This window comes from Streptomyces sp. NPDC048185, assembly GCF_043202495.1.
Lineage (GTDB): Bacteria > Actinomycetota > Actinomycetes > Streptomycetales > Streptomycetaceae > Streptomyces.
In genome coordinates this window covers 157,705-172,069 of sequence record NZ_JBIDAN010000015.1, presented here as the reverse complement: position 1 = coordinate 172,069, position 14,365 = coordinate 157,705, and the positions used below count along the sequence as shown (strand labels likewise).

The 14,365-nt window shown below is 70.4% G+C and carries 14 protein-coding genes and 2 pseudogenes; 6 read left to right on the top strand and 10 right to left on the bottom strand.

Features of this window, described 5'->3' with window-relative positions; translation table 11 throughout:
- Positions 1 to 121: 121 nt before the first annotated feature.
- Positions 122 to 859 (bottom strand): alpha/beta fold hydrolase, encoded by a 738-nt coding sequence (locus tag ACGF3H_RS32985; RefSeq protein WP_362493230.1) that lies wholly within the window; start codon positions 857 to 859, stop codon positions 122 to 124.
- Positions 860 to 955: 96 nt separating this feature from the next.
- Here ACGF3H_RS32985 and ACGF3H_RS32980 point away from each other — a divergent pair, with 96 nt between their 5' ends.
- Together ACGF3H_RS32980 and ACGF3H_RS32975 are read left to right on the top strand one after the other, a co-directional pair.
- Positions 956 to 1,984 (top strand): S66 peptidase family protein, encoded by a 1,029-nt coding sequence (locus ACGF3H_RS32980; protein WP_362493226.1) that lies wholly within the window; start codon positions 956 to 958, stop codon positions 1,982 to 1,984.
- A gap of 303 nt (positions 1,985 to 2,287) precedes the next feature.
- Entirely contained in the window at positions 2,288 to 2,947 is a 660-nt protein-coding gene (locus ACGF3H_RS32975) for a hypothetical protein (protein WP_362493223.1), read from the top strand.
- Between the two features lie 71 nt (positions 2,948 to 3,018).
- Here ACGF3H_RS32975 and ACGF3H_RS32970 read toward each other — a convergent pair whose 3' ends face one another.
- Positions 3,019 to 3,444, bottom strand: coding sequence for a MarR family transcriptional regulator (locus ACGF3H_RS32970; protein WP_362493220.1), 426 nt, complete (start codon positions 3,442 to 3,444; stop codon positions 3,019 to 3,021).
- A gap of 91 nt (positions 3,445 to 3,535) precedes the next feature.
- Here ACGF3H_RS32970 and ACGF3H_RS32965 point away from each other — a divergent pair.
- Positions 3,536 to 4,176: pseudogene (locus ACGF3H_RS32965) on the top strand (MBL fold metallo-hydrolase).
- Positions 4,177 to 4,305: 129 nt separating this feature from the next.
- On the opposite strand, the gene ACGF3H_RS32960 reads toward ACGF3H_RS32965, so the two are convergent.
- The 6 genes from ACGF3H_RS32960 to ACGF3H_RS32935 all read right to left on the bottom strand — a co-directional run bounded on the left by ACGF3H_RS32960 (position 4,306) and on the right by ACGF3H_RS32935 (position 9,006).
- The gene (locus tag ACGF3H_RS32960) at positions 4,306 to 4,635 is read right to left on the bottom strand and encodes a 5-carboxymethyl-2-hydroxymuconate delta isomerase (RefSeq protein WP_362493218.1); all 330 of its coding nucleotides are present in this window, start codon (positions 4,633 to 4,635) and stop codon (positions 4,306 to 4,308) included.
- A gap of 124 nt (positions 4,636 to 4,759) precedes the next feature.
- Entirely contained in the window at positions 4,760 to 5,293 is a 534-nt protein-coding gene (locus ACGF3H_RS32955) for a hypothetical protein (RefSeq protein ID WP_362493216.1), read from the bottom strand.
- Positions 5,294 to 5,560: 267 nt separating this feature from the next.
- Positions 5,561 to 6,550, bottom strand: a complete 990-nt coding sequence (locus ACGF3H_RS32950; RefSeq protein WP_362493212.1) for an aldo/keto reductase — start codon at positions 6,548 to 6,550, stop codon at positions 5,561 to 5,563.
- Positions 6,551 to 6,862: 312 nt separating this feature from the next.
- A complete protein-coding gene (locus tag ACGF3H_RS32945; RefSeq protein ID WP_362493209.1) occupies positions 6,863 to 7,144 on the bottom strand; it encodes a hypothetical protein in 282 nt (93 codons plus the stop codon).
- Positions 7,141 to 8,004 carry an isocitrate lyase/PEP mutase family protein gene (locus tag ACGF3H_RS32940; RefSeq protein WP_362493207.1) on the bottom strand — a complete coding sequence of 288 codons (864 nt, stop codon included), beginning with the start codon at positions 8,002 to 8,004 and terminating at the stop codon, positions 7,141 to 7,143. Before ACGF3H_RS32940 ends, ACGF3H_RS32945 begins: the two co-directional genes overlap by 4 nt.
- Before the next feature lie 309 nt (positions 8,005 to 8,313).
- A complete protein-coding gene (locus ACGF3H_RS32935) occupies positions 8,314 to 9,006 on the bottom strand; it encodes an SDR family oxidoreductase (RefSeq protein WP_362493204.1) in 693 nt (230 codons plus the stop codon).
- 174 nt (positions 9,007 to 9,180) lie between these two features.
- Here ACGF3H_RS32935 and ACGF3H_RS32930 point away from each other — a divergent pair.
- From ACGF3H_RS32930 to ACGF3H_RS32920, 3 genes and pseudogenes are all read left to right on the top strand, one after another.
- Positions 9,181 to 9,992 (top strand): annotated as a pseudogene (locus ACGF3H_RS32930) (helix-turn-helix transcriptional regulator).
- Between the two features lie 188 nt (positions 9,993 to 10,180).
- Positions 10,181 to 10,732, top strand: a complete 552-nt coding sequence (locus ACGF3H_RS32925) for a hypothetical protein (RefSeq protein WP_362493201.1) — start codon at positions 10,181 to 10,183, stop codon at positions 10,730 to 10,732.
- Positions 10,733 to 10,976: 244 nt separating this feature from the next.
- Complete coding sequence (locus tag ACGF3H_RS32920; protein ID WP_362493199.1) at positions 10,977 to 11,807, top strand: SDR family NAD(P)-dependent oxidoreductase; 831 nt, start codon at positions 10,977 to 10,979, stop codon at positions 11,805 to 11,807.
- Between the two features lie 10 nt (positions 11,808 to 11,817).
- On the opposite strand, the gene ACGF3H_RS32915 is transcribed toward ACGF3H_RS32920, so the two are convergent.
- Together ACGF3H_RS32915 and ACGF3H_RS32910 are read right to left on the bottom strand one after the other, a co-directional pair.
- The gene (locus ACGF3H_RS32915; protein ID WP_362493196.1) at positions 11,818 to 13,881 is read right to left on the bottom strand and encodes a pectinesterase family protein; all 2,064 of its coding nucleotides are present in this window, start codon (positions 13,879 to 13,881) and stop codon (positions 11,818 to 11,820) included.
- 141 nt (positions 13,882 to 14,022) lie between these two features.
- A complete protein-coding gene (locus tag ACGF3H_RS32910; RefSeq protein ID WP_362493193.1) occupies positions 14,023 to 14,307 on the bottom strand; it encodes a hypothetical protein in 285 nt (94 codons plus the stop codon).
- Between the last annotated feature and the right edge of the window lie 58 nt (positions 14,308 to 14,365).

Genomic DNA, 14,365 nt, shown 5'->3' with positions numbered 1-14,365 from the left:
GCGCACGCTGGTGGCGCAACCGTCGTTCCCGGGAGACTGCCCGGGCCCGCCCGGGCCGATCCTCCCCTGCCCTCCCACAGGACGTGTGCCGAAAGTCGGGCCCTGGCCTCCGGCCCCCCGGTCACGCTGCTTTCGCGTCCTCACCGGCCAGGAACGGACGCAGCAGCGTGAGCAGGGCGCGCGGCCGGTGCAGCGGGATGATGTGGCCGCAGCCTTCGATGACGTGTCCGGTGAGGTCGTCGGTGAACGGGCGGAGTTGGCGTTCCAGCGCGGCACCGACGGGCAGGGCGCCCAGCGCCATCGTCGGCACGGTCAGGCGGGTGGTGGCGACCACCTGCTCGATCTGTGCCGCGCTCTCGGGCAGCGCCCGGTAGTACGAGAACGCGCTGCTCAACGCCTCGCGTCCGGTGTACGCGCGGACGAAGGCGTCCCGGAGGGCAGGAGGCACCCCGTCGCCGAGCGTGCCGGCGCGCAGGAACCAGTCGACGTAGGCGGCTTCGTGGCCTTCCACCACGGTCTCGGCGAGGCCGTGCGCGGCGGAGTGAAAACCGAACCACCATGGCGGCCCGTCGGCGAGGAAGTGCTCGGCGCCGGGCAGCCTGCCCAGGAGGGACTCCATGACGACCAGGCGCCGGACGAGGCCGGGGTGGCTCAGGGCGAGGAGGACGGCCGGCGGGGTGCCCGCGTCGATGCCCACCACCGCGGCCGACGACACGCCCAGCGCGGCGAGAAGCGCCGCGGCGTCCTCGGCCAGGGTGCCCGCGTCGTACCCGGTGGCTGCCCGGCTGCTCGCGCCGAACCCGCGCAGGTCGGGCGCGATGATCCGGTAAAGAACGCTCGCCTCGTGGCGAACCGCCACCCCGCACCGTCGCCGGCCCCGCGGTCGATGACATCCGTCTGGCAGCACGCAGTACTCGGTGTCCTTCGAGTCCGGCACTGTGCCAAGATCCAACGTATGACTGTTCGATACCCGGCCCCCCTGCGTCCCGGTGACCGTGTGGGTGTCACCTCTCCGTCCAGCGGTGTCGCGAAGGAACTGCGTGAGCGGCTCGATGTCGCCGTTCGTGACGTCCAGGACCGCGGATACGAGGTCGTCATCGGCCGGTGCATGGACGGCTCCGGGCACGTCAGTGCCTCGGCCGCCGACCGCGCGGGCGAGCTCATGTCGATGCTGACCGACTCCACCGTCAAGGCCATCGTGCCGCCGTGGGGCGGAGAGACGGCGATCGACCTGCTCCCACTGATCGACTGGGACAGGTTGCGGGAGGCGGAGCCCACCTGGCTCGTCGGATATTCCGACATGTCGACCCTGATCACGCCGATGACTCTGCTCACCGGGACAGCGACGGTCCACGGCAACAACCTCATGGACACGCCCTACCGAGTGCCCGAGGGGCTCCGGTCGTGGCTCGACATCGTCGCAGCGCCACCTGGTCACCGGTTCACCCAGACCCCGCCCGGCCGCCACCGGACCACCGGCTTCGACGACTTCGCCGCGTGCCCCGACATCCGCGAGTACACGCTCGACTCCGCGGGCGCCTGGACCCGACTCGACGGGAGCGGCGACGTCGAGGCCGAGGGACGACTCATCGGCGGCTGCATCGAAACTCTGTGCAACCTCGCGGGGACGGCCTACCTCGACGTCTCGGCCTTCGCTCGCAACGAGTCACCCGACGGGCTCCTCGTGTACGTGGAGGCGGCAGGCGACGACGCTTTCACCATCTGCCGGAACCTGCACGGCATGAGGCTCGCCGGGTTCTTCGACCGGGCGAACGCCATTCTCGTCGGCCGGACCAACGCACCCGGCAACCGCTCCCTCAGCCAGCACGAGGCCGTCCTCGACGCACTCGGTTGTCTCGACGTGCCGATCATCGCCGACGTCGAGTGCGGCCATGTCCCGCCCTACATGCCGATCGTCAACGGAGCGTACGGCCGCATCGTCCACACACCGAGCCGGAGCGAACTGACACAGACCCTGGTCTGACGCATCAGGCCGGCCGCGACACCTGTCGCGGGGTGCGGTCCCGGTGTCCACCAGCGCGACGACACCGACATGGCCGGCGCCGCCTTCGACGGCCGCGATCTTCCGGGCGCACTGGGTCGGCGAGCTGTTCACCCGATGGCGTCCGGCCGGGCCGTGTCCGGTCCCTGCCCCGGCCGGCGGCAGGCTCGCGCGAGCGGGTGTCCATACGCAGCACGGAGGGGGAAAGGGTTGTTGCGCACAACGGCGGTACGCGTCTCGTGGCGGCGCCGCTCGGCGATGCCCGGCCGGTGGAGGCCCTCTCGCATGCCCGAGTCACGCCGCTCCCAACGACAGCAGGCGGTCGCCGAGTTGAGGGCGCAGGGGCGCTACGGCCCCGAACTGCGCGACGTGCTGCCCGCGTTCACCGGACTCGCTCTCGCCGCCGCCGGCCTTGTGGTGGCCCTCGCCTGGCTGTACCGCGCGCTCGGCGTGGGGGGCCTGATGCTGGGCGTGATCCTGCTTGCGGCCGTCACGGTGGTGGGGTGGCGCTGGCGCCGTGTGGCGGTTCGCCGGCGCGGCGGCATCTACACTCCGGCGGAACTGACGGCGTTGGACGAGCACGGCCTGGCGGTGGCGGCCGAACGGATGCTGCAGCGCGACGGCTGGCACGTCATCTCCATGCCGGACGCGGGCCGCCCTCGGCTGTACGCACGCGACCGCGGCGGCCGCCGACTCGACGTGGGCTTCCGTCCGGCCGACGAGGGGTCGGTCGAGGAGGACACACTGGTCGGCCCTCCTCCCGCCCTGACGGACGCGGGACGCCCCGGGGCCGACGGCCCGATCCGCGTGGTGGTCAGCCAGGTCTCGTACGGCCGTACAGATGTGCTCTGGGCCTCCCGAAGCGGAGTCCGCGTGATCGACGGCCGGCGGCTGCAGCAGTGGGCCTCCGGGACCTCTCTGGACGACCTGGACCTGCCCGGCTGACAGCCGAGGCGGAGCGGACACCCACCGGCGTCGGGCGGAAGGCTTCGACGCCGTGCTCACCCCACGCTCGGTCAGTGTCCGGTGAGGCGGGCCGTCAGGCGGGACAGCAGGGTGAGGGACTCGCTGAGCAGCTGCTTCTCGTCGGGGTCGAAGGTCTCACGGATGGCCGCTCCGAGGGCACCCGCGCGGAGTGCGCGTTCCCGTCGGAGGCGGGAGCGGCCGGCTTCGGTGAGGTGCAGCAAGAGCTTACGGCCGTCGTCGTGGTGCGGCTCCGCCCGGACCAGGCCGTCGCCGGAGAGCGCTTTGACCGACTTGGCGGCCGACTGGTGGGTGACGCCACGCAGCCGGGCAAGGTCGGCCGTGGTGAGGGGGCCACGGCGGTCGAGAAACCCGAGGATGGCGGCCTCGCCGGTCGACATGGTGTCCACGGTGCGCACCGCCCGTACCAGCTCTCCTACCTCTCGCCGCAGATCCTCGGCCAGCGCGTCTTCGTCCATGGGGACATCTTACCCACAGCTCCGCAACCTAGTTGTACAGTCGTGTTGTACATTCTCGGTCGGTCGGCGAAGACGGAAGGACCTGTGGACCATGGAACTCACCAAGTTCGGTCATGCGTGTGTGCGGCTCGAGAAAGATGGGCGTCGCCTGGTCATCGACCCCGGCGGTCTGACTGACCCGGTGGCATTGGAGGGCGCCGACGCCATCCTCGTCACGCACGAGCATTTCGACCACTTCTCGGAGGAGGTGCTGCGTCGGGCGGCCGCGGCGCGTCCGGGACTGAGCATCTGGACGAACTCTTCCGTGGCGAAGCAACTGGACGGCCTCGGCACGCAGGTGACCGTCGTCGGGGACGGGGACGCCTTCGGTGTCGCTGGCTTCGACGTCCAGGTGCACGGGACCTGGCACGCGCTCATCCACCCGGATGTCCCGCGCATTCCCAACATCGGCTTCCTGGTGGACGAGTCCCTCTTCCACCCCGGCGACGCCCTGACCGTCCCCGGTACGCCGGTCAGCACGCTGCTGCTGCCCGTACACGCCCCCTGGTCCGACGTCGGCGATCTGATCGACACGTGCGCGAGGTCGCCCCTCGCGAAGCCGTCGCCGTGCACGACGGCGCCCTCAACGACGTCGGTACGACCATGGTCGAGGGCTTCCTCGGAGAGCGGGGCCCTGGAATCCCGGCCCGCTACCGCCGATTGGCACCGGGCACGAGCATCGGGATCGACTGAGATCCGGCGCCATCCGCAAGGACGGCGCCTCCCGACCGGGCATCCCCACTGTGCGGTTGGGGTGTTGAGGCGGACGCCTTCGGCCGGCTGCTGCGGGACGGCGTCCGATCCGGTGCCGGTCCACCCGCTCTACCCCAGCGAGCGGCTCAGGCGGTACGAGTCGGCCAAGTCCCGCACCTCCGCGGACACCACCACCTCGTGCAGGTCCTCCGCACGCAGGTGCTTGCGGACCAGCAGCAGCACACCTTCCGAGAGCCGGGCTTTGGCCTCGTGCGGACGACCGGGCAACAGCCCGATCTCCACGTGCACGAACGCGACCTGCCCGGCCCCTCCCTGCCCGACATACGTTTCCGCTGCCGGCCGGAAGAAGGTCTTGCACACACCGAGTGAACCGGTTTCCTCGAGCACCATCGGATGCAGTTCCCGCACCAACTCCCGTCGGTCGAGGACGCCGACCAACTGGGCAGAGTAGTCAACGCTTATATGGGGCATGAGGGGGCCTCTCAGTGTGCATGCTCAATACACCCATCTTCCTCCATGAACGCGGCGCCGCGGCACCGGGCTCTGCTGAGGAACGCGCACCTCAAGAGTGTGCTCGACGCCGGTAGTAGTGCGTGGTGACGACAGCCAACAGCGGCCCCCACGCCACGATCGGCACGTAACAGACCGTCATCACCCACTCCCCCCACGGCGTGATCGCCATGTCGGCGTGCAACGTCGTCCACACGAAGAGCACACCGTAGACCGTGCAGGCGAGTGCGCCCAGCGCCGCGGGTACGGCCGCGGCGAGTACGGGGATGCGGCGTCCGCGGAGGCGCGGCACCCACCGGGGCCATACTTCGCCCCACGGCCGCACCAGCCCCAACGTCAGGAAGGCCAGGGCCTCCTGGAACACGGACAGCAACGGCACGATGAGGTATCCCCAGCCGGGAATGAGCATCGCGTCGTACTCGGAGTCGGCGAGCCCCAGCGGTACACCGAGCACGACGGCGAACCGCCACAGCGCCGACGGCATGGACGTCCACAAGACCGCGGCCGCCACGCGCCGGGCCCACAGGGGGACAGGTGCGGCAGTGACGAGATGGGCGGGAGTGGGTGGCAGCGTGCCGGCGGTCATGAGGACGGCTCCCTGTTCGGGGACTGATGGCGACATCCCGGAGGCTGTCACGCGCCCCCGGGCGGCGGCATCCGTCCTCAGGACGCAAACGCTCGCCTCTTCATCCGCCCCGCGGCGGGAGCGCGTGCGCCTCCGGGCGCACGCGCCCGGAGGGGAGTCCGCCGACGGAGTGAGGAGCAGAACGGAGCGGCGGCAGAGGACGACCGGTACCACCTCCCCAGGCCGTCCTCACCGCTCCAGGCGACGGCAGATGCCGCGGACGCGCGACTACCGGTTGACCGACCGCATCCCCGCCTCGTCGTACCGCTCCCCCGACGCCTCCGGCAGCTCCGCGGCGATGCGCGCCAGGTCGTCCTCGGTGAGCTCGACGTCGACCGCTCCGGCGTTCTGCTCGAGGTAGGTGCGGCGCTTGGTGCCCGGGATCGGCACCAGGTGCTCGCCCTGGGCCAGTACCCAGGCGATGGCCAGCTGGGCGGGGGTCACGTCCTTCTCCGCGGCGATCTCCTTCACCTTGGCCGCCAGGCGCAGGTTCGCCTCCAGGTTGGCGTCCTGGAAGCGGGGGTTCTCACGCCGCCAGTCGTTGGTGTCCAGCTCGTCCGGCGTGGTGAACCGCCCGGCGAGGAAGCCTCGTCCGAGCGGCGAGTACGGCACGAAACCGATCCCCAGCTCCTTGCAGGCGGGCAGCACCTCGGCCTCCACGTCCCGCGACCACAGTGAGTACTCGCTCTGCACGGCGGTGACCGGGTGCACGGCGTGGGCCCGCCGGATGGTCTCCGCGCTCGCCTCGCTCAGCCCGATGTACCGCACCTTGCCCTCGGCCACCAGCTCGCCCAGCGCGCCGACCGTCTCCTCGATGGGCACCTTCGGGTCGACCCGGTGCTGGTAGTACAGGTCGATGTGGTCCGTACCCAGGCGCTGCAGGGAGCCGTGCACCGAGCTGCGCACGTGCTCGGCCGAGCCGTCCTGCGGGCCGACGGTGCTGATGTCACCGGGCACGGCGTCGTCCATCCGGTAGTTGAACTTGGTAGCGATCACGTACGCGTCGCGCCGGCCCCGGATCGCCTCGCCGACCAGTGACTCGTTGGTGAGGGGGCCGTACATCTGGGCCGTGTCGAGGAAGGTGATGCCGAGGTCGAGGGCGCGCCGGATGGTGGCGATGCCCTCGTCCTCGTCGGTGGAGCCGTAGAACGCGGACATGCCCATGCATCCCAGGCCGATGGCCGACACCTCGAGGTCCCTCAGGCTGCGCTTCTGCATGATGTGTGCCAGTCCTTCCCTGCATGTTCGTTCGTCGTCCAGCGGCGCGAGAGCCACTCGTCCATCTGGCGACAGATGGCGCTGACCGGCATCCCGAGCCGGTACCGCGTGGCCGGCGCGTCGTACGGCCGCTGCCGTCGCACGGCCGCGACCGTACCGGCGCCCAGCCCGTACCTGTCTCCGTCTCCACGACGCTACGGCTTGGAGTGCGCTGTAGCGCAAGCGCTCGGCAGGCGGGGCGGTGCGCGCGTGTCGGTGCGGGGGGACCGTGGGGTTCCCGGCCGAACGGGCGCACGGCCCCCCTCCTTCCGTTCAGTCCTCGTCGTCGGTGGGTGCGCCCTTGAGGGCTTCGATGGCGTCCACGGCGCTGCCGTCGTGGTCGCTGCCGGCGGTACCGCTGCCGGTCTGTGCGTTGGCCGTGCGGTCGACCTCGATGATGGAGTCGGCGTGGGAGTTGTCGATGACGGTCACCACACTGCCGTCCCCTCGGCCGGTGCCGGGGCTGTCGTCCGCGGCCGCCGGAGCGGCAGCGGCGCCCAGCATGACCACCGCGAAGACGGTCGCCGTACGCGGCAGGAGCACGGATCGGCTCATACGCCCGCGCCCGCGCGCTCGGGCCGCCGGTGCGCCATGTTCCGCTCGAGCAGGCTGGTCGCCGCCTTCACGCCGATGCCGTTCTCCGTGTCGACGACGGGCAGGCGGCCGTCGGCCTCCTTGAGTCCGGTGAGCGCACGGTCCATCGCCTCGTGCGCGGCGAAGAGGCACGGGGTGCTGTAGATCGCCACGTCCACGCCGAGCGCGGACAGTTCGGGCAACGACAGGCGCGGGGACTTGCCGCCGGCGATCTGGTTGAACAGCAGCGGCTTGTCGCCGACCACGTCGCGCACCCGGCGGATCCACTCCACGCTGCGGATGCCGTCGACCAGGATGACGTCGGCGCCGGTCGCGGCGAGGGCCTTGGCCCGGTTCAGGATGTCGGCCTCGTCGGTGGCGTCGGTGCGGGCCACCACGACCAGGTCCTGTCGGGTCGCCAGCACCTGCTCCAGTTTGGTGAGGTACTCCTCCAGCGGGAGCACCTGCTTGCCGTCGGCGTGCCCGCACCGGCGGGGTCGCTTCTGGTCCTCGAGGATCACGCCGGAGGCTCCGATGCGCTCCAGCTGTTCCACCACGTGACAGGCGACCTCCGGGTCGACGTAACCGTCGTCGATGTCCACCAGCAGGTGGTGGGCGGGGAAAGCGCCCCGCAGCCGCTGGACGAAGGCCACCATGTCCGGCCAGGCGATGAAGCCGATGTCCGGCAGCCCGTAGTACGAGGCCGCGAAACCGAATCCGGAGACGAACATCCCGTCGTAGTGCCCGGCCGCGATGGACGCCGAGTACATGTCGTACACACCGATCAGCGGGGTGGTTCCCGCTCCGGCGATCTGCTCGCGCAGCTTCTTTCCGTACGTCAAGGCATGACTCCTCGGGTGGGGAACGAGGCGCGCGGTTCCGGCCGGCCACCGGGGCATCGGGCCGGCACGCACGCCGCGGAACGAACCAGCGGGCGCCGACGAGTACGCGACACGTCGGCCTTTGCCAAGACGAGAGGATTTCGAATGCGACGCGAAACGCCACCATCACGAACTCTTTACTCACCCCGTCGGCTCAACACATTCACCGCGGAAACGTTACTGAGCCACTCCGTGTCAACTCTGTTCTGAAAAGGGCTGAATGTTTCGTCAGTTGGGGGGTGAGCGGCGCGGTGCGGAAACCGAGAGGAGTCAGACGGGCTGGCCCATGGGCCGGATGGTCAGCGTGTTGAGATCGACGCCTGCCGGTTGGCCGAGGGCGAAGCAGACGGCCTCGGCGACGGGCTGGGGAGGCAGGGCGAAGGGGGGAACGCCGGCGCCTTGCCAGAAGGGTGTGTCGATCATGCCGGGGTTGACGAGGGTGACACCGACGCCGCGGGCCGTGGCGTGCAGACGCAGGTTCTCGGCGAGTCCGGTCGTAGCCCACTTGGTGGCCGAGTAGAGATTGGCGGGAGAGTTCTTCAGCCCGGCGACGCTGCCCATGAGCACGAGCCGTCCGCCGGTGGCCTCCAGGTGGGGCAGGGCGGCATGGGCCAGCAGGGCGGGGCCGAGGACGTTGGTGAGGACCATGGGCGACCACAGAGTCGGGTCGCCTGTCCCGATGGAGTCACCGGACATGAATCCGGCGTTGGCCACCGCCGCGTCAAGGGCGCCGAACTGCTCCACGGTTCGGGTCACCGCCGACTCGGTGGCCTGCCAGTCCGCCGCGTCCGCGACCAGACCCAGCAGCCGGTCGGGGTGGCCGGCGTCGTCGAGGAAGGTCTTCATTCTGGTCTCGTTGCGGCCGGTGACCGCCACACGGTGGCCGCGGTCGAGAAGCATCCGCGCGGTGTGGGCGCCGATGCCGCTGGTCGCGCCGGTGATCAGTACGGTCTTGCTGTTCATGGTCAAGCTCCTCAGGTGTGGATGGAGGGCGGCGGGCGGCGGCCCGCGCCGAAGGAGTGCCGTTCGCGTGCGCCGGCCTCAGAGAACCGGCGCCGTCAGAGGCGGGCAAGGTCGCGTTCATGGGGGGTACAGACACAACCTCGCTACCGGCAGGGCCGTGCGTATCGTGGAGGGATGGAGCGTCCGTCCGACCACAGCACTGGTGATTCCCCCGGCAACCGCTCGGAGATCCTCGACTTCCTCGTCAGCCGACGCGCCAAGCTCGCCCCGGAGCGGGTCGGACTGCCCACCGGGCGACGCCGCCGAGTTCCGGGACTGCGGCGCGAGGAGGTCGCGGCCCTCGCCGACGTGAGCACCGAGTGGTACACGCGGCTGGAGAAGGGCCACATCGGCGGAGTCTCCGAGGACGTGCTGGAAGCGGTCGCGCGGGCATTGCTGCTCGACGAGCACGAGCGCACCTATCTGTTCGAGCTGGCGAGAGCGGCTCGCCCCAGCCGCCGAAGGTCACAGCGTCGCAAGGACGTCGAAATTCCGACAGCGACACCACCGGCGACCGTGGCCGCGCCAATTTTTCCCGCTACTTCTTCCTCGACGCCGGCTCCCGCGACTTCTTCGTCGACTGGGAAGAAGGCGCGAGGGCCACGGTCGCGGTGCTCCGCGCCGAAGCCGGACGTGAACCCCACGACCGGGCCCTGCGTGAGCTCGTCGGCGAACTGTCCACGCTCAACCCCGACTTCCGCACGATGTGGGCCAGTCACGACGTCCGCATCCGCCACGAAGGCATCAAGCGGCTGAACCATCCGGAAGTCGGCACGGTGGAGATGACCTTCCGCTCCCTGGACCTGCCCCTGCCACAACGGGCCGTACACGACCTGATCATCTACACGGCCGAGCCGGGCACCCCCTCGGAGGACCGCCTCAGACTCCTCGCCAGTTGGACGGCACCGCAGACCTCGGTCACGGAACCGACCCGCCCACCCCACTGACCTCACGCGCGCCCACCCCCGCAACGGCCGCGGCGCCTGGCTCCTCCGTCCCTGCGCATCGGCGGGGGTGCCGGCTGCCGACGGGGGTAGCCGGTCATGCACGGTACGGGTGAAGGGGGATGGGCATGTCCGGGTCGGCCGACAGAACGCGCACGGGTACGGGACGCGCGAGCGCGGTGGGGATCCTCATGGCCGTACTGCTGGCAACGGCCTTCGCGGGCTTTCTGCTGGGAGCGGTCGTCGGCGAGGACGAAGTCGACGTGCACCAGGGCCTGCTGTTCGCCGCGGCCTTCCTGGTGCTGGGCCTGGGCGCGGCCGCCGGGACGTGGTGGTGGACTCGGCGCCGGGCGGCGCAGTTCGGGCTGAGCGCGAGCCGGTACATGCGGGTGGGCCGCGGCATACGGCGCGGCGAGCTGCCGGAGGACCCCGCCGAGCTGCCGGCCGCGGTCGACATCGTCACACGTCAGCGCCGTGCGCTGGATCCCCTGCAGCGCCGGTGGTGGCTCTGGCTCACAGTGGTCGCCGCGCTGCTGTGGCTGGTGAGCGCCGTGGCACAGTTGCTCGACCACGACTACGGAGACGCCTGCTTCCAGCTGCTCGTCGCCGGCATGTTCCTGGTCAACCCCCTCACCATGCGTCGCCAACGGCGGCGACTGGAGAACGTCGAGCAGGCCCTCCACACCCGTCGGCAAGCGCAGGGTACGTCCGACGCCCCCGAGGCCCCGCCCCGTCGGACATGAGCAAGATCAACGGGGCCCGGCGGGGGTGAGGACCGTTCGATGCGCACGTACGGCGCTCGGCGGCGCGCGCACCACAGCAGGAGCTCGCACCCTCCTCCAGGGGCTTCGGCAGCCTCGTGCGGCGTGAGGCCGGCGAGCGGCGTCGCGTCCTGGTCCCCCACTTCCCGCCTGCTGCCTGGTGGTGCTGACACCAGGCTCGTCACACGCTCCCCGGGTCACCGGCCTCCCGGCCACGATGACCGGCATGAGCCGACGCACCATTCTGATCACCGGCGCGAGCCAGGGCCTGGGCCGTGGCATCGCCTTCCGACTCGCCGAGCGGGGCCACACCGTCCTGCTGCACGGCCGCGACCGCGCACGCGTCGAGGGGGCGGCCTCCGAGCTGAGGGACACCGTCGCAGGTGCCTCCGTCCGCACCTACCTCGCGGACCTGTCCGACCTCGACCAGGTGCGCGACATGGCCGCCCGGATCCGTACGGCCGAACCCCGCCTCGACGCACTGGTCAACAACGCCGTCGCCGGCGGCGGTGCCCAGCCGCTCCGCCGGGAACTGAGCCGGCAGGGACACGAGCTGCGGTTCGCCGTCAACCACCTCGCCCCGTACGCCCTCACCCGCGGCCTGCTGCCCCTGCTCACCGCTTCCGCGCCCGCCCGCGTGGTCAATGTGGCCTCGATCGGGCAGGAAGCCGTCGACTTCGACGACGTGATGCTGGAGCGGGACTACGAGGGCCTGCGCGCGTACTGCCGCAGCAAGCTGGCGATGATCATGGCGACGTTCGACCTGGCCGCCGAACTGGAAGGCACCGGAGTCACGGTCAACACCCTCCACCCCGCACATCTGATGGACACCGCGGGAGTGCGCGAGTACGGCCTGACCCCGGTCACCGGCATCGAGGAGGGCGTGCGCCCCACCGTGCGGCTGGTGCTCGACCGGGACCTGGAGGGCGTCACCGGGCGCTACTTCGACCAGTTCACCGACACGCGCGCCCACGAGCAGGCGTACGACCCCGTGGCCCGGCAGCGCCTGAGAGAACTGACCCACCGTCTCCTGGAGCCGCGCCCGCCCCTCACCTGACGATCCGCGCTCAGGAGGCCGTGGGCGTCCACTCCCCCAGCCAGTCGGCGACCTCCTGGTCGGCTGCCTGGGCGTCGGTCAGGAAGGGGCGGTTCGTGCTCGCCGAGCCCGCGCCCGCGCCTGTGTTCCTGTACTCGGCGAAACGGTCGTCCTTCCATGAGAAGCCACTCATGTCGGTCCACGGCGTCGACTTGATCGCCGCGCTGAGGGCGGTGTTGCGGACGGTCGTCTGCGGGTCCAGGGTCGTGTCGCCGCCCGCGTGCCACGGGCGCCCCAGGTAGAAGGAGCCGTTGGACACATCGCCGTTGACCGTCGAGTTCGCGAGGAGAAGGCCCTTGCGTCCGGCGGGCGTACTGGGGGCGGTGACGTAACCGGCGGAGGAGCCGTCCCAGCGCTTGCGCAGGGTGATGACGGAGTGGTCGAGCACCGCTGTGGCACGGCCGAAGACGAAGTCGACGTTGCCGAGGACGTAGGAGTTGGAGACGTAGACCCGGCCGAGCCTGTCCTTGGCGGCCGTGTCCAGGAGCAGGGTGTCCTGGTCGCCGGTGACGATGACGCCGTCGAGGAAGACCTTGTCCGCGGCGGTGCGCAGGGCGACGGCCTGATGGCCGGAGAGGGACTGGTTGGCGCCCTCGTCGAAGTCGTTGGTGACGGAGAGGTTGCGAGCCTGGAAGTCGTCGGCCTCGACGGCGACCGTGGCGCTGCCGCTGGTGCCGTAGGTGCCCGAGCCGTCGGGCTTCGGTGTGCCCGCCGCGTTGTTGTAGACGATCACGGTGTCCTTGCGGCTGCCACCGGTGCCCTGGATCGTGACGTGCGGCTTGTCGGACGGGACCTTGACCGTCTCGCGGTACGTGCCCGGCCTGACGGCGATGACGACGCGGGCGGGGTTGTTCGCGGGGACGGCGTTCACGGCGGCCTGGACCGTCCTGTACTGGCCGGTGCCGTCCTTGGCGACCGTCAGCGTCGTCGCCGCGGCGCCCTTCGCGGTAGCGGTGGCTGTCGTACCGATCGAGGACCTGGGGCCCGCGCCCGACTTGACGACGGACGGGACGCTCGAGGCGGCGTCAAGGGAGTAGGAGTAGAACGCCTTCGGGTCGAAGGCCGTGCCGCCGGACTCGTTGCGTCCCGAGGTGCCGGTGAAGATGTTGCCCTTCTGCACGAGCGAGGCCGTGCCGTCCTTGATCACCGGGTTGTGGAAGCCCTGGAAGTAGCTGTTCTCCAGGACCATCGCGGTGCCGCCGCGCGCGTAGTTCCCGTACGACGAGGAGATGTCCGTGCCGGCCGTGTCCTCGAGGTAGTTGTTGTAGAGGTGCGCGTGGGCGCAGTTGTCGGCCGACGGGTTGCGCTGCTCGGTCTCGCGGATCCAGTTGTGGTGGATCGTGATGTCGGTGGTGACGTTCTCGGTCCAACCGATGCCGAAGGCCTTGTTGTTGTTGCTCAGTTCGTTCCAGGAGACGGTGACGTCCGTGGAGTCCTTGCGGACGTCGATCAGGCCGTCGGCCATGTTCCGGAAGTCGTTGTGGTCGATCCAGACGTGATGGGCGCCGTCCATCTGGATCGCGTCGTAGTCATGGTCCTTGTCGTTCCAGGTGCCCTGGTAGGTGTCCCGAATCGTGAGGTTCCGGATGATCACGTTGTGGACGCCGGTGCCGAGGAAGAAGCCCCCGCCGACGATCTGCCCGGCCGTCCCGGAGCCGACGATCGTCTTGTCCGAGGCGACCTTGATCTCCTTGCCGACCGGGGACATGCTGATCGCCGCGGCGACGACGATGACATAGGGCTCGGCGGCAGTGGCGTACTTCTCCAGCTCGGCCTGGGTGCGCACGGTGACCGTCGCGCCGTTCCGGCCGCCGTACGTGCCGTTCTGGCCGAGCGCGTCGACGGAGGCGAAACCGTCGGCGCCGGCGGTGGCCCAGGCGGGAGCGGCCACGGCGCTGCCCACGGCTTCCGCGCGGCCGGCCTCGGTGTCCGTGGCGTGAGTGAAGGCCGCGGCGGCGACCAGCGCCAGGGGGAGACCCGACGCCAGGAGACTTCTCACGTGATGGCGATGTGCCCTGCTGTGGGGGTGGCTCATCAGCTGCTTCCGATCAGTGGGGGTGCGTACATGACACCCACTGGTCGCAGCCGGGCGGCGGGAGGTTGCCGCCCTCGGCCACATGCCCGTCGACGGGTGCGGGCGCCGCGGCGCGGCTCGCGGATCACCGGCGTCGGACGGTCAGGCGGGTGGCCGTCCGGTGAGGGCCGGCAGAGTCGTCGTCCTGATCCGGCGGTAGGTGGCGAAGCCGTTCACGGTCAGTCCTGCCCAGATGACGGTGCTCACCAAGGGCCACCACAGATCCCAGCCCTGCTCACCCTGGACGAGGCCGCCGACCCAGTTCACCGCCCAGCCGAAGGCAAGCGCGAGCGCCGCCCATCTGGCCCACCGCCAGATCCGCATGGTCCCCCGGGCACGGGCCTCCTGGGACTTCTGTTCGTCCTGCCTGGATCGTGTGCCGTCCATGACTGTCGTCTACCCCCTCCGCGAGGAGTATCCGCGGTCCCTGGTGGCGTGCGATCCG